This window comes from Pseudomonas sp. GW456-12-10-14-LB2 (assembly GCF_002884345.1).
Lineage (GTDB): Bacteria > Pseudomonadota > Gammaproteobacteria > Pseudomonadales > Pseudomonadaceae > Aquipseudomonas > Aquipseudomonas paraglycinae.
In genome coordinates, this window is record NZ_POHV01000006.1 from 13,464 (window position 1) to 32,109 (window position 18,646).

Annotated in this window: 16 protein-coding genes; all 16 read left to right on the plus strand. The window is 60.2% G+C overall.

The annotated features are described in order from the left end of the window. Nucleotides 1-152: 152 nt before the first annotated feature. The 16 genes from C1X29_RS05320 to C1X29_RS05395 all read left to right on the plus strand — a co-directional run bounded on the left by C1X29_RS05320 (nucleotide 153) and on the right by C1X29_RS05395 (nucleotide 18,568). A complete protein-coding gene (locus tag C1X29_RS05320; protein ID WP_007951453.1) occupies nucleotides 153-905 on the plus strand; it encodes a secretin N-terminal domain-containing protein in 753 nt (250 codons plus the stop codon). A 476-nt stretch (nucleotides 906-1,381) separates the two neighbouring features. Then, entirely contained in the window at nucleotides 1,382-2,707 is a 1,326-nt protein-coding gene (gene aceA, locus C1X29_RS05325) for an isocitrate lyase (RefSeq protein ID WP_007951455.1), read from the plus strand. 547 nt (nucleotides 2,708-3,254) lie between these two features. Next, nucleotides 3,255-3,668, plus strand: a complete 414-nt coding sequence (locus C1X29_RS05330) for an NADH-quinone oxidoreductase subunit A (protein ID WP_003223812.1) — start codon at nucleotides 3,255-3,257, stop codon at nucleotides 3,666-3,668. Between the two features lie 10 nt (nucleotides 3,669-3,678). After that, on the plus strand, nucleotides 3,679-4,353 hold the full coding sequence (locus C1X29_RS05335; protein WP_007951456.1) for an NADH-quinone oxidoreductase subunit B family protein: 675 nt from the start codon (nucleotides 3,679-3,681) through the stop codon (nucleotides 4,351-4,353). 69 nt (nucleotides 4,354-4,422) lie between these two features. Continuing rightward, nucleotides 4,423-6,207, plus strand: a complete 1,785-nt coding sequence (nuoC, locus tag C1X29_RS05340; protein ID WP_085745981.1) for an NADH-quinone oxidoreductase subunit C/D — start codon at nucleotides 4,423-4,425, stop codon at nucleotides 6,205-6,207. 2 nt (nucleotides 6,208-6,209) lie between these two features. Next, on the plus strand, nucleotides 6,210-6,707 hold the full coding sequence (gene nuoE, locus C1X29_RS05345; protein ID WP_003223804.1) for an NADH-quinone oxidoreductase subunit NuoE: 498 nt from the start codon (nucleotides 6,210-6,212) through the stop codon (nucleotides 6,705-6,707). Continuing rightward, nucleotides 6,704-8,059: an NADH-quinone oxidoreductase subunit NuoF gene (nuoF, locus tag C1X29_RS05350; protein ID WP_007951458.1), complete on the plus strand. Its 1,356-nt coding sequence runs from the start codon at nucleotides 6,704-6,706 to the stop codon at nucleotides 8,057-8,059. Before nuoE ends, nuoF begins: the two co-directional genes overlap by 4 nt. A gap of 136 nt (nucleotides 8,060-8,195) precedes the next feature. Further along, the gene (nuoG, locus tag C1X29_RS05355) at nucleotides 8,196-10,910 is read left to right on the plus strand and encodes an NADH-quinone oxidoreductase subunit NuoG (protein WP_102717000.1); all 2,715 of its coding nucleotides are present in this window, start codon (nucleotides 8,196-8,198) and stop codon (nucleotides 10,908-10,910) included. Beyond that, on the plus strand, nucleotides 10,907-11,914 hold the full coding sequence (gene nuoH, locus C1X29_RS05360; RefSeq protein WP_007951460.1) for an NADH-quinone oxidoreductase subunit NuoH: 1,008 nt from the start codon (nucleotides 10,907-10,909) through the stop codon (nucleotides 11,912-11,914). The genes nuoG and nuoH overlap by 4 nt, the downstream gene beginning before the upstream one ends. 11 nt (nucleotides 11,915-11,925) lie before the next feature. Continuing rightward, nucleotides 11,926-12,474 (plus strand): NADH-quinone oxidoreductase subunit NuoI, encoded by a 549-nt coding sequence (gene nuoI / locus C1X29_RS05365; protein ID WP_007951461.1) that lies wholly within the window; start codon nucleotides 11,926-11,928, stop codon nucleotides 12,472-12,474. 9 nt (nucleotides 12,475-12,483) lie between these two features. Then, on the plus strand, nucleotides 12,484-12,984 hold the full coding sequence (gene nuoJ, locus C1X29_RS05370; protein WP_007951462.1) for an NADH-quinone oxidoreductase subunit J: 501 nt from the start codon (nucleotides 12,484-12,486) through the stop codon (nucleotides 12,982-12,984). 3 nt (nucleotides 12,985-12,987) lie between these two features. After that, complete coding sequence (gene nuoK, locus C1X29_RS05375; protein WP_003180046.1) at nucleotides 12,988-13,296, plus strand: NADH-quinone oxidoreductase subunit NuoK; 309 nt, start codon at nucleotides 12,988-12,990, stop codon at nucleotides 13,294-13,296. Then, the gene (gene nuoL / locus C1X29_RS05380) at nucleotides 13,293-15,146 is read left to right on the plus strand and encodes an NADH-quinone oxidoreductase subunit L (protein WP_085612666.1); all 1,854 of its coding nucleotides are present in this window, start codon (nucleotides 13,293-13,295) and stop codon (nucleotides 15,144-15,146) included. The genes nuoK and nuoL overlap by 4 nt, the downstream gene beginning before the upstream one ends. Before the next feature lie 39 nt (nucleotides 15,147-15,185). Continuing rightward, nucleotides 15,186-16,718, plus strand: coding sequence for an NADH-quinone oxidoreductase subunit M (gene nuoM, locus C1X29_RS05385; protein WP_011334963.1), 1,533 nt, complete (start codon nucleotides 15,186-15,188; stop codon nucleotides 16,716-16,718). Nucleotides 16,719-16,725: 7 nt separating this feature from the next. Further along, the gene (gene nuoN, locus C1X29_RS05390; RefSeq protein ID WP_011334964.1) at nucleotides 16,726-18,189 is read left to right on the plus strand and encodes an NADH-quinone oxidoreductase subunit NuoN; all 1,464 of its coding nucleotides are present in this window, start codon (nucleotides 16,726-16,728) and stop codon (nucleotides 18,187-18,189) included. Between the two features lie 193 nt (nucleotides 18,190-18,382). Beyond that, on the plus strand, nucleotides 18,383-18,568 hold the full coding sequence (locus C1X29_RS05395) for a hypothetical protein (protein WP_102687963.1): 186 nt from the start codon (nucleotides 18,383-18,385) through the stop codon (nucleotides 18,566-18,568). Nucleotides 18,569-18,646 lie beyond the last annotated feature (78 nt).

Genomic DNA, 18,646 nt, shown 5'->3' on the forward strand with positions numbered 1-18,646 from the left:
GGCTGCATTCCCACGCGGAGCGTGGGAACGATCACGTAAAACGCCCCGCCATCTCACGATGCCGGGGCGTTTTGCTGTCTAGGATTCAACTTGCCCCACCCCGGGCCGACAAACTGGCAATATCAAGCCTTTCGAAAGCGGAGATAACGGACATGTCCCTACGCACCCTGCTCACCACCCTGCTGCTCGGCTGCAGTTTTTCGGTGATGGCAGCCACAGAAATCGTGCCCCTCAAATACCACACCAGCGCCGACATGCTGCCGGTGGCTCAAGACTTCATCGGCAAGGACGGCCAGGTCAGCGCCTATGGCAACCAACTGATCGTCAAGGCTGAACCCGGCAAGATCGAAGAACTCAAGGACCTGCTCTCGCAACTCGACACCGCGCCCAAGCGCCTGCTGATCACGGTCGACACCAACGAAAACAACGGTCGTGGCGATGAAGGCTATTCGGTCAATGGCGCGCAAACCCGCATCATCAGTCGCAGCACTGCCAGCCGTGACGGCGGCATTCAGCAGATCCAGGCCAGCGAAGGTGCACCGGCGCTGATCCAGGTCGGCCAGAGCGTGCCGATCACCAGCAGCCAGACCAACTCCTACGGCGATTACAGCAGCCAGACTCAATATCGCAACGTCACCCAGGGGTTTTATGTCACCGCAAGCGTCACCGGCGAAACCGTTCACCTGGCAATCAGTACCAACCGTGACCGCATGAGCCAGGAACGTCCCGATGTAGTGAACGTGCAAAGCACCGACACAACTGTCACCGGACGCCTGGGCGAATGGATTACCCTCGCTGGCGTAAATCGCCAGACCCAGGCCGACAAACAGGGCCTCGCCCGCAGCTACTCGACTCAAGGCCGGGATGACATGACGTTGCGGGTGAAAGTCGACACGTTGGACTAAAGCACCGAAAACTGACTGATTAGTCGTATTAGACGAAAGATGTAGTGCTTGAAAAAAAGCACTACAAAACGTTTGACGAGCCAAAAAAGCGAAGGCATGATGGCCTCGCTCCCGCTAATCAGAGGCCCTGGCAAGGGCCTTCGAAGCGCTGCTCGCAACCATCCCCGCGAGCCGTTTCGTGTCTGTACCGCCCACAAGGTGTGTTTGACGAGGTTGCCGACTGGAACGAAGTTGTCCCGAGGGACGGAAGCGTAATTAGGTAACCCGGCTTTACACTGTAGTTCGTATAAAGGCCCACGACGCCCGAATGCGCCCGCCAGTTCGCCTTTACCTGCTCACTTCCCCTCGAGCCCATCGTTCATCCCGTCGCCTGCCCCGCCGAACCCGACCTGACCACCTAAGCTTCTGGTCAGCGAGCGCAAGGAATTTTCCACCGCAGAACAACTTTTCATAAAGACGCGACGAGGTTTATCTCCATGGCACTGACACGCGAACAGCAAATTGCAGCCCTTGAAAAAGACTGGGCTGAAAACCCGCGCTGGAAAGGCGTGACTCGCAATTACTCCGCTGCTGACGTCGTCCGTCTGCGTGGCTCGGTTCAACCAGAGCACACCTTTGCAAAAATGGGCGCCGAAAAACTGTGGAACCTGGTCACCCAGGGTGCCAAGCCGTCCTTCCGCCCAGAGAAAGATTTCGTCAACTGCATGGGCGCCCTGACCGGCGGCCAGGCTGTGCAGCAGGTCAAAGCCGGTATCCAGGCGATCTACCTGTCGGGCTGGCAAGTCGCTGCGGATAACAACTCCGCCGAATCGATGTACCCGGACCAGTCGCTGTACCCGGTGGACTCGGTTCCAACCGTGGTCAAGCGCATCAACAACTCGTTCCGTCGTGCCGACCAGATCCAGTGGAAAGCCGGCAAGAATCCGGGCGACGATGGCTACATCGACTACTTCGCGCCAATCGTAGCTGACGCCGAAGCCGGCTTCGGCGGCGTACTGAACGCCTACGAGCTGATGAAGAGCATGATCGAAGCAGGCGCCGCCGGCGTTCACTTCGAAGACCAGTTGGCCTCCGTGAAGAAATGCGGCCACATGGGCGGCAAGGTTCTGGTTCCAACCCAGGAAGCCGTACAGAAGCTGACCGCTGCTCGTCTGGCTGCCGACGTTGCCGGTGTACCGACCATCATCCTGGCCCGTACCGACGCCAACGCTGCCGACCTGCTGACTTCCGACTGCGACCCGTACGACCAGCCGTTCGTGACTGGCACCCGTACTCAGGAAGGTTTCTACAAGGTTCGTGCAGGCCTGGACCAGGCAATCGCCCGCGGCCTGGCTTACGCGCCGTACGCCGACCTGATCTGGTGCGAAACCGCCAAGCCGGACCTGGACGAAGCCCGTCGTTTCGCTGAAGCGATCAAAAAGGAATATCCGGACCAGATCCTGTCGTACAACTGCTCGCCTTCCTTCAACTGGAAGAAAAACCTGGACGACGCGACCATCGCCAAGTTCCAGCGCGAACTGTCCGCCATGGGTTACAAGCACCAGTTCATCACCCTGGCCGGCATTCACAACATGTGGCACAGCATGTTCAACCTGGCGCACGACTACGCCCGCAACGACATGACTGCCTACGTGAAGCTGCAAGAGCAGGAATTCGCTGACGCCGCCAAGGGTTACACCTTCGTGGCTCACCAGCAGGAAGTGGGCACTGGCTACTTCGACGACATGACCACCGTGATCCAGGGCGGCACGTCCTCGGTGACCGCGCTGACCGGTTCGACCGAAGAAGAACAGTTCCACTGATCGACTTCGCCTGAGCGAACGGCCTTTGCGGACCGTATAGAAAGCTAACCGCATTGCCGAAAAACTGACGCCCCGACTGGTTCGGGGCGTTTTTTTTGCCTGCGGTTTTCCGGGCGCCTCAGGAATTGGCACAACCTGTCAGGCAAAACATTGATCCAGAGCGGTATCCGCATCGCAAAAATCGGCTAAAACGGGCGCCGCCGCTACTTGCAGTAACGCGCATATAAGACAACTTCCCAACTACTGACCCGTTAAACAGTTACGAAACCACTCCAAACGATATTAATTATCATTTAGCGGCAACTATGTTCGTTACATTTCCTACAAAACATAATTCTTGAAATTCCGGCTAATGCCCGCAACGCATGGGCTGCGGGGCCTTCGAGGCGCGCTATGTCCTTATTCCAATAAATAATTTCGCTATAGGAATTTTACTTGCCGGGTGTTTAGCCATAAAATCAGCGCGATTGATTGCTGCGACATATCGTCACTGCCTTATTTCTTTATCAAGCTCAGAGACCTTTGCTCTCTGTTAAGGATTTCCAGCATGCCCGAAGCGACAGGACTCATGGCCCACAACTGGGGCTTTGCCATTTTCCTTCTGGGTGTAGTCGGCCTGTGTGCCTTCATGCTCGGTGTCTCCAGCCTCCTCGGGTCAAAAGCCTGGGGCCGCAGCAAAAACGAACCGTTCGAGTCCGGCATGCTACCTACCGGTGGCGCCCGCTTGCGGCTCTCAGCCAAATTCTATCTGGTCGCGATGCTGTTCGTGATCTTCGATATCGAAGCCCTCTTTCTCTTTGCATGGTCTGTGTCCGTCCGCGAAAGCGGCTGGACCGGATTCGTCGAAGCTCTCGTTTTCATAGCAATTCTGTTGGCAGGTCTTGTCTACCTGTTCCGAGTGGGCGCCCTTGACTGGGCTCCGGAAGCTCGTCGCAAGCGGCAGGCGAAGCTGAAACAATGAGGCTTTGGCAATGCAATACAATCTCACCAGAATCGACCCCGATGCTCCTAACGAGCAGTATCCGATCGGCCAGCGGGAAACCGTTTCCGATCCGTTAGAGGATCAAGTCCACAAAAACATTTTCATGGGCAAGCTGGAAGACGTGCTGAGTGGCGCGGTCAACTGGGGACGTAAGAACTCCCTGTGGCCGTACAACTTCGGTCTGTCGTGCTGCTACGTGGAAATGACCACCGCCTTCACGGCGCCCCACGACATCGCGCGCTTCGGCGCCGAAGTTATCCGGGCATCACCGCGTCAGGCCGACTTCATGGTTATCGCCGGGACCTGCTTCATCAAGATGGCGCCGATCATTCAGCGCCTGTACGAGCAGATGCTCGAGCCCAAGTGGGTGATCTCGATGGGTTCGTGCGCCAACTCCGGCGGCATGTACGACATCTACTCCGTGGTTCAGGGGGTGGACAAGTTCCTGCCCGTTGACGTCTACGTACCTGGCTGCCCGCCCCGTCCAGAAGCATTTCTGCAAGGCTTGATGCTGTTGCAGGAATCCATTGGCCAGGAGCGTCGCCCACTTTCCTGGGTCGTTGGCGATCAAGGCGTTTATCGCGCCGACATGCCTTCGCAGAAGGAACAGCGCCGCGAACAGCGAATCGCAGTCACCAACCTGCGCAGCCCTGACGAAGTCTGATCCAGTCTGTTTCAAAGAAACGAGAAGCTGGCTTCATTCTTTACGTTGACCGAAAGCGAAAAAATAACCATGACTACAGGCAGTGCTCTGTACATCCCGCCTTATAAGGCAGACGACCAGGATGTGGTCGTCGAACTGAACAACCGTTTTGGCGCCGAAGCGTTCACCGCTCAGCCGACCCGCACCGGCATGCCGGTGCTGTGGGTGGCTCGCGCCAAACTCGTCGAAGTCCTGACCTTCCTGCGCAACCTGCCCAAGCCGTACGTCATGCTCTATGACCTGCACGGCGTGGATGAGCGTCTGCGCACCAAGCGTCAAGGGCTGCCGAGCGGTGCCGATTTCACCGTGTTCTATCACCTCATGTCGCTGGAACGTAATAGTGACGTGATGATCAAGGTCGCCTTGTCCGAGAGCGACCTCAGCTTGCCGACCGTCACCAGCATCTGGCCGAACGCCAACTGGTACGAGCGTGAAGTCTGGGACATGTATGGCATCGACTTTAAAGGTCACCCGCACCTGTCGCGCATCATGATGCCGCCGACCTGGGAAGGTCACCCGCTGCGCAAGGACTTCCCGGCGCGCGCCACCGAATTCGATCCGTTCAGCCTGAACCTGGCCAAGCAACAGCTTGAGGAAGAAGCCGCGCGTTTCCGTCCTGAAGACTGGGGCATGAAGCGCTCCGGCCCGAACGAGGACTACATGTTCCTCAACCTGGGTCCGAACCACCCTTCGGCTCACGGTGCGTTCCGCATCATCCTGCAACTGGACGGTGAAGAGATCGTCGACTGCGTTCCGGACATCGGTTACCACCACCGTGGCGCCGAGAAGATGGCCGAGCGTCAGTCCTGGCACAGCTTCATTCCGTACACCGACCGTATCGACTACCTCGGCGGCGTGATGAACAACCTGCCGTACGTGCTCTCGGTCGAGAAGCTGGCCGGCATCAAGGTACCCGAGAAGGTCGACGTCATCCGCATCATGATGGCCGAGTTCTTCCGGATCACCAGCCACCTGCTCTTCCTGGGCACCTACATCCAGGACGTCGGCGCCATGACTCCGGTGTTCTTCACCTTCACCGACCGCCAGAAGGCGTACACGGTGATCGAAGCCATCACCGGTTTCCGCCTGCACCCGGCCTGGTACCGCATCGGTGGCGTCGCCCACGACCTGCCGCGCGGCTGGGAAAAACTGGTGAAAGACTTCGTTGAATGGCTGCCAAAGCGCCTCGACGAATACACCAAGGCCGCCCTGCAGAACAGCATCCTCAAGGGTCGTACCATCGGCGTTGCCCAGTACAACACCAAAGAGGCCCTGGAATGGGGCGTCACCGGTGCCGGCCTGCGTTCCACCGGTTGCGACTTCGACCTGCGCAAGGCGCGTCCGTACTCCGGTTACGAGAACTTCGAGTTCGAAGTGCCGCTGGCCGCCAACGGCGATGCCTACGACCGCTGCATGGTTCGCGTCGAAGAGATGCGCCAGAGCGTCAAGATCATCGACCAGTGCCTGCGCAACATGCCGGAAGGCCCGTACAAGGCGGATCACCCGCTGACCACGCCGCCGCCGAAAGAGCGCACGCTGCAGCACATCGAAACCCTGATCACGCACTTCCTGCAGGTTTCGTGGGGCCCGGTCATGCCGGCCAACGAATCCTTCCAGATGATCGAAGCGACCAAGGGCATCAACAGTTATTACCTGACGAGCGACGGCGGCACCATGAGCTACCGTACCCGGATCCGTACTCCGAGCTTCCCGCATCTGCAACAGATCCCTTCGGTGATCAAAGGCAGCATGGTCGCGGACCTGATTGCGTACCTGGGTAGTATCGATTTCGTTATGGCCGACGTGGACCGCTAAGCATGAACAGCACGCTTATCCAGACAGACCGTTTCACCTTGAGTGAAACCGAGCGCTCGGCCATCGAGCACGAGCTGCATCACTACGAAGACCCGCGCGCGGCGTCGATCGAAGCCCTGAAGATCGTTCAGAAGGAACGCGGCTGGGTGCCGGACGGCGCCCTGTACGCCATCGGCGAGATCCTCGGCATCCCGGCCAGCGACGTTGAAGGCGTGGCCACGTTCTACAGCCAGATCTTCCGTCAGCCGGTCGGCCGTCACATCATTCGCGTCTGCGACAGCATGGTCTGCTACATCGGCGGCCACGAGTCGGTGGTCAGCGAAATCCAGAACAACCTGGGTATCGGCCTGGGTCAGACCACTGCCGACGGTCGCTTCACTCTGCTGCCGGTCTGCTGCCTCGGCAACTGCGACAAGGCACCGGCGCTGATGATCGATGACGACACCTTTGGCGATGTCCAGCCTGCCGGCGTCGCCAAACTGCTCGAGGGCTACGTATGACCCTGACTTCTTTCGGCCCGGCCAACCGCATCCAGCGTTCGGCCGAGACTCACCCGCTGACCTGGCGCCTGCGTGACGACGGCGAAGCCGTGTGGCTCGACGAGTACCAGGCCAAGAACGGTTACGCCGCTGCGCGCAAGGCCTTCGCCGACATGGATCAGGACGCCATCGTCCAGACCGTGAAAGACGCCGGCCTCAAGGGTCGCGGCGGTGCAGGCTTCCCCACTGGCGTGAAGTGGGGCCTGATGCCAAAAGACGAATCCATCAACATCCGCTACCTGCTGTGCAACGCGGATGAAATGGAGCCGAACACCTGGAAAGACCGCATGCTGATGGAGCAACTGCCCCATCTGCTGATCGAAGGCATGCTGATCAGCGCCCGCGCGCTGAAAACCTACCGTGGCTACATCTTCCTGCGTGGCGAGTACACCACCGCTGCCAAGCACCTGAACCGTGCCGTGGAAGAAGCCAAGGCAGCCGGCCTGCTGGGCAAGAACATCCTGGGCAGCGGCTTCGATTTCGAGCTGTTCGTCCACACCGGCGCCGGGCGTTACATCTGTGGTGAAGAAACCGCACTGATCAACTCCCTCGAAGGTCGCCGCGCCAACCCGCGCTCCAAACCGCCCTTCCCTGCCGCCGTTGGTGTGTGGGGCAAGCCGACCTGCGTGAACAACGTTGAAACTCTGTGCAACGTGCCGGCGATCATTGCCGACGGCGTGGACTGGTACAAATCGTTGGCCCGCGACGGCAGCGAAGACATGGGCACCAAGCTCATGGGCTTCTCCGGCAAGGTCAAGAACCCTGGCCTTTGGGAACTGCCATTCGGCGTGACCGGTCGCGAACTGTTCGAAGACTACGCCGGTGGCATGCGCGACGGCTTCAAGCTGAAAGCCTGGCAGCCAGGCGGCGCCGGTACCGGTTTCCTGTTGCCGGAACACCTCGACGCACAAATGTACGCCGGCGGCATCGCCAAAGTGGGCACCCGTATGGGTACCGGCCTGGCCATGGCGGTGGACGACAGCGTCAACATGGTGTCCCTGCTGCGCAACATGGAGCAGTTCTTCGCTCGCGAATCCTGCGGCTTCTGCACACCGTGCCGTGATGGTTTGCCATGGAGCGTCAAGCTCTTGATGGCGATCGAACAAGGTCGCGGCCAGCCAGGCGACATCGAGACCCTGCTGGGTCTGGTCAACTTCCTCGGCCCGGGCAAGACCTTCTGTGCTCACGCACCGGGTGCCGTGGAGCCGTTGGGCAGTGCCATCAAATACTTCCGTCCAGAGTTCGAAGCCGGTATCGCGCCTGCAAGCGCCGCCGTCCCGCCTCTGGCGAAGCCGATCGTAGTCGGCGCGTAAACGCTTAAAAAGGCGAAGGGTCCGTGCCCTTCGCCTTTCGTCCGATGACGCCTTTCGGGGCTGACTGGATTCGGACGGATAACAAGATTCCATTAGCCACGCCCGCTGACACCGGGCCAACGAAGACCTTTGAACCATGGCCACTATCCACGTAGACGGCAAAGCGCTCGAAGTCGACGGGGCAGACAACCTGTTACAGGCATGTCTGTCGCTGGGCCTCGACATCCCTTATTTCTGCTGGCACCCCGCGCTTGGTAGCGTCGGGGCCTGCCGCCAGTGCGCGGTCAAGCAGTACACCGACGAGAACGACACACGTGGTCGCATCGTCATGTCCTGCATGACCCCTGCCACCGACAACACCTGGATCTCCATCGACGATGAAGAATCCAAGGCGTTTCGCGCCAGTGTTGTTGAATGGCTGATGACCAACCACCCGCACGACTGCCCTGTGTGCGAGGAAGGCGGTCACTGCCACCTGCAAGACATGACCGTGATGACCGGCCACAACGAGCGCCGTTATCGCTTCACCAAACGTACCCACCAGAACCAGCAACTGGGCCCGTTCATTTCCCACGAAATGAACCGCTGCATCGCCTGCTACCGCTGCGTGCGTTTCTATAAGGATTACGCCGGCGGCACCGACCTCGGTGTATTTGGCGCCCACGACAACGTGTACTTCGGTCGCGTTGAAGACGGCACCCTCGAAAGCGAGTTCTCCGGCAACCTCACCGAGGTCTGCCCGACCGGTGTGTTCACCGACAAGACTCACTCCGAGCGCTACAACCGCAAGTGGGACATGCAGTTCTCGCCGAGCATCTGCCATGGCTGCTCGAGCGGTTGCAACATCTCCCCGGGCGAGCGTTACGGCGAACTGCGTCGCATCGAAAACCGTTACAACGGTTCGGTGAACCAGTACTTCCTGTGCGACCGTGGCCGTTTCGGTTATGGCTACGTCAACCGCACCGACCGTCCACGTCAGCCGCTGCTGGCCGACGGCACCAAGCTTGGCCTGGATGCTGCGCTGGACAAAGCCGCTGACCTGCTGCGCGGTCGCAACATCGTCGGTATCGGTTCGCCGCGTGCCAGCCTGGAAAGCAACTACGCGTTGCGTGAACTGGTCGGCGCCGAGCACTTCTACTCCGGTATCGAAGCCTCCGAGCTGGAACGCATCCGTCTGGTCCTGCAAGTGCTGAAAGACAGCCCGCTGCCAGTGCCGAACATGCGCGACATCGAAGACCACGACGCCGTGTTCGTCCTCGGTGAAGACCTGACCCAGACCGCTGCCCGCATGGCCCTGGCCCTGCGTCAGTCGGTAAAAGGCAAGGCCGAAGACATGGCCGAAGCCATGCGCGTTCAGCCTTGGCTCGACGCCGCCGTGAAGAACATCGGTCAGCACGAGCTGAACCCCCTGTTCATCGCCAGCCTGGCTGAAACCAAGCTCGACGACATCGCCGAAGAATGCGTACACGCCGCTCCGGACGATCTGGCCCGCATCGGTTTCGCCGTGGCTCACGCCCTGGACGCCAGCGCCCCTGCCGTTGAAGGTCTGGATGCCGAAGCCCTGGAACTGGCCAAGCGCATCGCCGACGCCCTGCTCGCGGCCAAGCGTCCACTGATCATCGCCGGTACTTCGCTGGGCTCCAAAGCCTTGATCGAAGCCGCTGCGAACATCGCCAAGGCCCTGAAGCTGCGCGAGAAGAACGGTTCGATCAGCCTGATCGTGCCGGAAGCCAACAGCCTCGGCCTGGCCATGCTCGGTGGCGAATCGGTTGATGCTGCGCTGCAAGCGGTCATCGACGGCAAGGCCGACGCCATCGTCGTGCTGGAAAACGATCTGTACACCCGCACCGCCAAGGCCAAGGTCGATGCGGCACTGAACGCTGCGAAAGTAGTGATCGTTGCCGACCATCAGAAGACCGCCACCAGCGATCGCGCGCATCTGGTTCTGCCAGCCGCCAGCTTCGCTGAAGGCGACGGTACGCTGGTCAGCCAGGAAGGTCGCGCCCAGCGCTTCTTCCAGGTTTTCGACCCGCAATACATGGACGCGAGCATTCTGGTCCACGAAGGCTGGCGCTGGCTGCACGCCCTGCGCGCCACCCTGCTGAACCAGCCGATCGACTGGACGCAACTCGACCACGTGACCGCTGCCGTTGCTTCGAGCACGCCGCAACTGGCGCGTATCGTCGACGCCGCACCGTCCGCTTCGTTCCGCATCAAGGGTCTGAAACTGGCGCGTGAACCGCTGCGTTACTCCGGTCGCACCGCGATGCGCGCCGACATCAGCGTTCACGAACCACGCACCCCGCAAGACAAGGACACCGCGTTCGCCTTCTCGATGGAAGGTTACTCGGGCTCCGCCGAACCGCGTCAGCAAGTGCCGTTCGCCTGGTCGCCGGGCTGGAACTCGCCGCAAGCCTGGAACAAGTTCCAGGACGAAGTCGGTGGTCACCTGCGCGCTGGCGATCCGGGCACCCGCCTGATCGAGAGCACCGGTGATTCGCTGAACTGGTTCGCCAGTGTTCCGCGCGCGTTCAACCCGGCCCAAGGCACCTGGCAAGCCGTGCCGTTCTACCACCTGTTCGGCAGCGACGAGAACTCGTCGAAAGCCGCTCCGGTCCAGGAACGCATCCCGGCCGCCTACGTAGCACTGGCCAAGTCCGAAGCGGACCGTCTGGGCGTCAACGACGGCGCATTGCTGAGCCTCAATGTTGCCGGCCAGACCCTGCGTCTGCCGCTGCGCATCAATGAAGAGCTGGGCGCTGGCCTGGTTGCACTGCCGGCCGGTCTGGCAGGCATTCCGCCGGCGATTTTCGGCCAAACCGTTGATGGTCTGCAGGAGGCAGCGCAATGACCTGGTTCACCCCTGAAGTGATCGATGTGATCCTGACGGTCATCAAGGCCATCGTGATCCTGCTGGCCGTGGTGGTCGCAGGCGCGTTGCTCAGCTTTGTCGAGCGTCGCCTGCTGGGCTGGTGGCAGGACCGTTACGGTCCGAACCGCGTTGGCCCGTTCGGCATGTTCCAGATCGCGGCCGACATGCTGAAGATGTTCTTCAAGGAAGACTGGACCCCGCCGTTTGCCGACAAGGTGATCTTCACCCTGGCACCGGTCGTGGCCATGTCCGCCCTGCTGATCGCTTTCGCGATCATCCCGATCACCCCGACCTGGGGCGTGGCGGATCTGAACATCGGCCTGCTGTTCTTCTTCGCCATGGCCGGTCTGTCGGTCTACGCGGTGCTGTTCGCCGGCTGGTCGAGTAACAACAAGTTCGCCCTTCTCGGCAGCTTGCGTGCCTCGGCGCAGACCGTGTCCTACGAAGTGTTCATGGGCCTGGCCCTGATGGGCATCGTGGTGCAGGTCGGCTCGTTCAACATGCGCGACATCGTCGAGTACCAGGCGCAGAACCTGTGGTTCATCATTCCGCAGTTCTTCGGCTTCTGTACCTTCTTCATCGCTGGCGTGGCCGTGACTCACCGTCACCCGTTCGACCAGCCGGAAGCGGAACAGGAACTGGCCGACGGTTACCACATTGAATACGCCGGTATGAAATGGGGCATGTTCTTCGTCGGTGAATACATCGGCATCATCCTGATCTCGGCGCTGCTGGTCACCCTGTTCTTCGGTGGCTGGCACGGTCCGTTCGGCATCCTGCCGCAACTGTCCTTCGTCTGGTTCGCACTGAAGACCGCGTTCTTCATCATGCTGTTCATCCTGCTGCGCGCTTCCATCCCGCGTCCGCGTTATGACCAGGTGATGGATTTCAGCTGGAAATTCTGCCTGCCACTGACCCTGATCAATTTGCTGGTGACCGCTGCAATCGTGTTGTGGAACACGCCTGCGGTTGCGGTTCAGTGAGGATTTGACCCATGTTCAAATATATTGGCGACATCGTTAAGGGTACCGGTACCCAGTTGCGCAGCCTGGTCATGGTCTTCGGCCATGGCTTTCGTAAGCGCGACACCCTGCAATACCCGGAAGAGCCGGTCTACCTGCCACCACGCTACCGTGGTCGCATCGTCCTGACCCGCGACCCCGACGGCGAAGAACGCTGCGTAGCCTGCAACCTGTGCGCCGTGGCCTGCCCGGTGGGTTGCATCTCGCTGCAGAAAGCTGAAACCGAAGACGGTCGCTGGTACCCGGACTTCTTCCGTATCAACTTCTCGCGCTGCATTTTCTGCGGTCTCTGCGAGGAAGCCTGCCCGACCACCGCGATCCAGCTGACCCCGGATTTCGAGATGGCCGAGTTCAAACGTCAGGACCTGGTGTACGAGAAAGAAGATCTGCTGATCTCCGGCCCCGGCAAAAACCCTGATTACAACTTCTATCGTGTTGCAGGTATGGCCGTTGCGGGCAAGCCGAAAGGCGCCGCACAAAACGAAGCCGAGCCGATCAACGTGAAGAGCTTGCTGCCTTAAGGAAGAACGATGGAATTCGCTTTCTATTTCGCATCGGGTATCGCTGTTGTGTCCACACTGCGTGTGGTCACCAACACCAATCCTGTGCACGCCCTGCTCTACCTGATCATTTCGTTGATCGCCGTGGCCATGACCTTCTTCGCACTCGGCGCTCCGTTCGCCGGCGTGCTGGAAGTGATCGCCTACGCTGGCGCCATCATGGTGCTGTTCGTGTTCGTGGTGATGATGCTGAACCTCGGTCCCGCCTCGGTTCAGCAGGAACGCACCTGGCTCAAGCCCGGGATCTGGGCGGGGCCGGTGATTCTCGCCGCCCTGCTGCTGGCCGAGCTGCTGTATGTGCTGTTCGCTCACCAGAGCGGTCAGGCCATCGGCCACACCACCGTCGATGCAAAAGCCGTGGGCATCAGCCTGTTCGGTCCGTATCTGCTGGTGGTCGAACTCGCCTCGATGCTGCTGCTCGCTGCAGCCGTCACGGCGTTCCATTTGGGCCGTAACGAGGCGAAGGAGTAAGACATGCCTGCTATCCCTCTCGAACATGGATTGGCCGTCGCCGGCATCCTGTTCTGCCTTGGTCTGGTCGGCCTGATGGTCCGCCGCAACATTTTGTTCGTGTTGATGAGTCTGGAAGTGATGATGAACGCCTCTGCACTGGCCTTCATCGTTGCGGGCGCCCGCTGGGCGCAACCGGATGGACAGATCATGTTCATCCTGGTGATCAGCCTTGCAGCCGCCGAAGCCAGTATTGGCCTGGCGATCCTGCTGCAACTGTATCGCCGCTTCCACACGCTCGATATCGACGCTGCCAGTGAGATGCGCGGATGAACCTACTCTTTCTGACTTTCGTATTCCCTCTGATCGGGTTCCTGTTGCTGTCGTTCTCGCGCGGCCGCTTCTCGGAAAACCTGTCGGCGCTGATCGGTGTCGGCTCCATCGGCCTGTCTGCCATCGTCGCGGCCTACGTGATCTGGCAATTCAACGTCGCGCCACCGGAAGGTGGCGTCTACACCCAGGTGCTGTGGCGCTGGATGTCGGTGGAAGGTTTCCAGCCTGACTTCGCGCTGTACCTGGATGGTCTGTCCGTGACCATGCTCGGTGTGGTCGTTGGTGTCGGCTTCCTGATCCACCTGTTTGCATCGTGGTACATGCGTGGCGAAGACGGTTACTCGCGCTTCTTCTCGTACACCAACCTGTTTATCGCCAGCATGCTGTTCCTGATCCTGGGCGATAACCTGCTGTTCATCTACTTCGGTTGGGAAGGCGTGGGCCTGTGCTCGTACCTGTTGATCGGCTTCTACTACAGCAACCGCAACAACGGTAACGCCGCACTCAAAGCCTTCATCGTCACCCGTATCGGCGACGTGTTCATGGCGATCGGCCTGTTCATCCTGTTCCAGCAACTGGGCACGCTGAACGTCCAGGAACTGCTGGTGAAGGCGCCTGAGCACTTCAAGGTCGGCGATTTCTGGATCGTGCTGGCGACCCTGATGCTCCTGGGCGGTGCGGTCGGTAAATCGGCTCAACTGCCGCTGCAGACCTGGCTGGCGGACGCGATGGCCGGCCCTACCCCGGTTTCGGCACTGATCCACGCCGCAACCATGGTGACTGCCGGTGTCTACCTGATCGCCCGTACCCACGGTCTGTTCGCCCTGGCGCCGGACATCCTGCACCTGGTCGGCATCGTTGGTGGTGTGACCCTGGTACTGGCCGGTTTTGCAGCACTGGTGCAAACCGACATCAAACGTATCCTCGCCTACTCGACCATGAGCCAGATCGGCTACATGTTCCTGGCGCTGGGCGTTGGCGCCTGGGAAGGCGCGATCTTCCACCTGATGACCCACGCCTTCTTCAAGGCCCTGCTGTTCCTTGCTTCCGGTGCGGTGATCGTTGCCTGCCACCACGAGCAGAACATCTTCAAGATGGGCGGCCTGTGGAAGAAACTGCCGCTGGCCTACGCCAGCTTCATCGTCGGTGGTGCCGCTCTGGCCGCCCTGCCGCTGGTGACCGCAGGTTTCTACTCCAAGGACGAAATCCTCTGGGAAGCGTTCGCCAGCGGCAACCACGGTCTGCTTTACGCAGGTCTGGTCGGCGCATTCATGACGTCGCTGTACACCTTCCGCCTGATCTTCATCGCGTTCCACGGTGAAGCCAAGACCGAAGCCCACGCCGGTCACGGCATCGCTCACTGGCTGCCGCTGTCGGTGCTGATCGTACTGTCGACCTTCGTCGGCGCCATGATCGTTCCACCGCTGCACGGCGTACTGCCCGAGAGCGTTGGCCATGCCGGTGGCGAAGCCAAGCACAGTCTGGAAATCGCTTCGGGCGCCATCGCCCTGGCCGGTATCCTGCTGGCGGCCCTGCTGTTCCTCGGCAAGCGTCGCTTCGTGACCGCGATTGCCAACAGCGGCATCGGCCGTCTCCTTTCGGCCTGGTGGTTCGCTGCCTGGGGCTTCGACTGGATCTACGACAAACTGTTCGTGAAGCCGTACCTTGCGATCAGCCACATGCTGCGCAAAGACCCGCTCGACCAGACCATCGGTCTGATCCCGCGCATGGCCAAGGGTGGTCACACCGCCCTGAGCCGTACCGAAACCGGTCAACTGCGTTGGTACGCTGCTTCGATGGCTGCTGGTGCCGTGTTGGTCATCGGCGCTGTCGTGCTGGTAGCGGTCTGATATGAACCTTGCGAATTTGCGAAAGGAAACGAGCCCGTCATGATTCTGCCTTGGCTAATCCTGATCCCCTTCATCGGCGGCCTGCTGTGCTGGCTGGGTGAGCGCTTCGGCGCCACCCTCCCCCGCTGGATTGCGCTGTTGACCATGACCCTGGAACTCGCCCTCGGCCTCTGGCTGTGGGCCCACGGTGACTATTCATTTGCTCCGGCGCCTGGCGCCGATCCGACCTGGGCGCTTGAGTTCAAGCACGTCTGGATCCAGCGCTTCGGCATCAACGTGCACCTGGCCCTCGACGGCCTGTCGCTGCTGATGATCCTGCTGACCGGTCTGCTGGGTATCCTGTCGGTACTCTGCTCGTGGAAAGAGATTCAACGTCACGTTGGCTTCTTCCACCTGAACCTGATGTGGATCCTGGGCGGCGTTGTCGGCGTGTTCCTGGCCCTCGACCTGTTCATGTTCTTCTTCTTCTGGGAAATGATGCTGGTGCCGATGTACTTCCTCATCGCGCTCTGGGGTCACAGTTCTTCGGACGGCAAGAAAACCCGTATCTACGCCGCGACCAAGTTCTTCATCTTCACTCAGGCTTCCGGCCTGATCATGCTGGTGGCGATCCTCGGTCTGGTCCTGGTCAACTACAACAGCACCGGCGTGATCACCTTCAACTACGCCGATCTGTTGAAGACCAAGATGTCGATGACCACCGAGTACATTCTGATGCTCGGCTTCTTCATCGCCTTCGCGGTCAAGCTGCCAGTGGTTCCGTTTCACTCCTGGCTGCCTGACGCTCACGCCCAGGCGCCGACTGCAGGTTCCGTCGACCTCGCCGGTATCTTGCTGAAAACCGCGGCCTACGGTCTGCTGCGTTTCGCCCTGCCGCTGTTCCCGAACGCCTCGGCCGAATTCGCGCCGATCGCCATGACCCTCGGTCTGATCGGGATCTTCTACGGTGCGTTCCTCGCTTTCGCGCAAACCGACATCAAGCGTCTGATCGCCTTCTCGTCCGTTTCCCACATGGGCTTCGTACTGATCGGCATCTACTCCGGCAGCCAACTGGCGCTGCAAGGTGCCGTGATCCAGATGCTGGCGCACGGTCTGTCGGCGGCGGCACTGTTTATCCTCAGCGGTCAGCTGTACGAGCGTCTGCATACTCGTGACATGCGTGAGATGGGCGGTCTGTGGTCGCGTATCGCTTACCTGCCGGCGATCAGCCTGTTCTTCGCAGCCGCCTCTCTGGGTCTGCCGGGTACCGGTAACTTCGTCGGCGAGTTCCTGATCCTGATCGGTACGTTCGCCAGTGCTCCATGGATCACCGCGATTGCCACCTCCGGTCTGGTGTTCGGTTCGGTCTACTCGCTGATCATGATCCACCGCGCTTACTTTGGTCCGTCCAAATCGGATTCGATCCTGCACGGCATGGACGGTCGCGAACTGATCATGGTGCTGGGCCTTGCGGTACTGCTGATTTACCTCGGCGTCTACCCGCAACCGTTCCTCGACACTTCTGCCGCCACGATGCATGGCGTGCAGCAGTGGCTCGGCACCGCCTTCACTCAACTCGCTTCGGCCCGGTAAGAGCGCTATGGAATTCACGATTCAACACTTTATTGCGCTTGCGCCACTGTTGATCACCAGCCTCACCATTATCGTGGTGATGCTGGCAATCGCCTGGCGCCGCAACCACTCGCAGACCTTCCTGATTTCGGTGGCAGGTCTGAACCTGGCCTTGCTGTCGATCCTGCCGGCCCTGAAAGTCGCGCCTCTGGCCGTGACCCCATTGCTGCAGATCGACACCTTTGCCTGCCTGTACATGGCGCTGATCCTGGTCGCCACCCTCGCTTGCGTCACCCTCGCCCACGCCTACCTCGGCGATGGCGGTTCGGGTTACCCGGGCAACCGTGAAGAACTGTACCTGCTGATCCTGATGGCCGCCGCCGGTGGCCTGGTTCTGGTCAGCGCGCAGCACCTGGCCGGCCTGTTCATCGGTCTGGAACTGCTGTCGGTGCCGGTCTACGGTCTGGTGGCCTACGCCTTCTTCAACAAGCGTTCGCTGGAAGCCGGCATCAAGTACATGGTGCTGTCGGCCGCCGGTTCCGCGTTCCTGCTGTTCGGTATGGCGCTGCTGTACGCAGACTCGGGTTCGCTGAGCTTCGTCGGTATCGGTCAGGCCCTGGCCGCGACCGGCTTGCCAAGCTCGCTGGCACAACTGGGCCTGGGCATGATGCTGATCGGTCTGGCGTTCAAGCTGTCGCTGGTACCGTTCCACTTGTGGACGCCGGACGTGTACGAAGGTGCTCCGGCACCGGTGGCCGCGTTCCTCGCCACCGCGTCGAAAGTGGCTGTGTTCGCGGTCATGGTTCGTCTGTTCCAGATCTCCCCTGCCGCAAGCAGTGGCGTACTGAGCAACGTGCTGACCATCATCGCCATCGCTTCGATCCTGTTCGGTAACCTGCTGGCCCTGACCCAGAGCAACCTCAAGCGTCTGCTCGGTTACTCCTCCATCGCGCACTTCGGCTACCTGCTGATCGCACTGGTGGCGAGCAAGGGTCTGGCGGTGGAAGCCATCGGCGTGTACCTGGTCACCTACGTGATCACCAGCCTCGGCGCCTTCGGCGTGATCACCCTGATGTCCTCGCCGTACAACGGCCGTGACGCAGACGCGCTGTACGAATACCGCGGCCTGTTCTGGCGCCGTCCGTACCTGACCGCCGTACTGACCGTGATGATGCTGTCCCTGGCCGGTATCCCGCTGACCGCTGGCTTCATCGGCAAGTTCTACATCATCGCTACCGGTGTCGAGTCGCACCAATGGTGGCTGGTAGGTTCCTTGGTACTGGGCAGCGCCATCGGCGTGTTCTACTACCTGCGCGTGATGGTCACCCTGTACCTGATCGAACCGAACCTGCGCCGCCACGACGCCCAACTGCACTGGGAACAGAAAGCAGGCGGCGTGATGCTGCTGGCGATCGCTGTGGTTGCGTTCTTCCTCGGCGTCTACCCACAACCGCTGCTGACCCTGGTTCAGCAATCGGGCCTGGCGGGCTGATCGCTCAGCGATAGTTGGCTAGAAACAGAAACGGCACCTTCGGGTGCCGTTTTTGTTTTTGTGGGATTTTGATTTTCAACGCCCTCCCCTTTTTAGGAATTTGCCTTCAAAACGATGAGCAACGGCTGACATCACGCAGTTGGCCTATGCCGTTAAATTCGAAAGTCACCCATCAAGTGGAGATCCAGAAACCATGAAGCGAGATATTTTTTCAGAGTTGATGGACGGCCTAAAGGCGTTAGCCGAAGAACGCAAAGACAAAGTCACCTTGAAAAAAACGCGCGCCCAACGGATCGGAACCATGAAGGGCCAACTCACACTTCCCAATGACATCGATACCTCTCTGCCAGAAGACGTGCTGGATAGCTTCGAACGGTAGAAACGAACATTTGCATACATGGAACGATCAGACCCACCCTGTGTGTGAGTTTCGCCCGCCCCACCTGACAAAATTGTA

Bases quoted from the DNA above. Each gene is read 5' to 3' on its own strand.
- nuoL (WP_085612666.1), top strand. From the start codon at position 13,293: ATGAACCTACTCTTTCTGACTTTCGTATTCCCTCTGATCGGGTTCCTG.
- nuoE (WP_003223804.1), top strand. From the start codon at position 6,210: ATGAACAGCACGCTTATCCAGACAGACCGTTTCACCTTGAGTGAAACC.
- nuoN (WP_011334964.1), top strand. From the start codon at position 16,726: ATGGAATTCACGATTCAACACTTTATTGCGCTTGCGCCACTGTTGATC.
- nuoJ (WP_007951462.1), top strand. From the start codon at position 12,484: ATGGAATTCGCTTTCTATTTCGCATCGGGTATCGCTGTTGTGTCCACA.
- C1X29_RS05395 (WP_102687963.1), top strand. From the start codon at position 18,383: ATGAAGCGAGATATTTTTTCAGAGTTGATGGACGGCCTAAAGGCGTTA.
- C1X29_RS05320 (WP_007951453.1), top strand. From the start codon at position 153: ATGTCCCTACGCACCCTGCTCACCACCCTGCTGCTCGGCTGCAGTTTT.
- nuoF (WP_007951458.1), top strand. From the start codon at position 6,704: ATGACCCTGACTTCTTTCGGCCCGGCCAACCGCATCCAGCGTTCGGCC.
- C1X29_RS05335 (WP_007951456.1), top strand. From the start codon at position 3,679: ATGCAATACAATCTCACCAGAATCGACCCCGATGCTCCTAACGAGCAG.
- nuoG (WP_102717000.1), top strand. From the start codon at position 8,196: ATGGCCACTATCCACGTAGACGGCAAAGCGCTCGAAGTCGACGGGGCA.
- nuoI (WP_007951461.1), top strand. From the start codon at position 11,926: ATGTTCAAATATATTGGCGACATCGTTAAGGGTACCGGTACCCAGTTG.
- nuoC (WP_085745981.1), top strand. From the start codon at position 4,423: ATGACTACAGGCAGTGCTCTGTACATCCCGCCTTATAAGGCAGACGAC.
- nuoM (WP_011334963.1), top strand. From the start codon at position 15,186: ATGATTCTGCCTTGGCTAATCCTGATCCCCTTCATCGGCGGCCTGCTG.
- nuoH (WP_007951460.1), top strand. From the start codon at position 10,907: ATGACCTGGTTCACCCCTGAAGTGATCGATGTGATCCTGACGGTCATC.
- aceA (WP_007951455.1), top strand. From the start codon at position 1,382: ATGGCACTGACACGCGAACAGCAAATTGCAGCCCTTGAAAAAGACTGG.
- C1X29_RS05330 (WP_003223812.1), top strand. From the start codon at position 3,255: ATGCCCGAAGCGACAGGACTCATGGCCCACAACTGGGGCTTTGCCATT.
- nuoK (WP_003180046.1), top strand. From the start codon at position 12,988: ATGCCTGCTATCCCTCTCGAACATGGATTGGCCGTCGCCGGCATCCTG.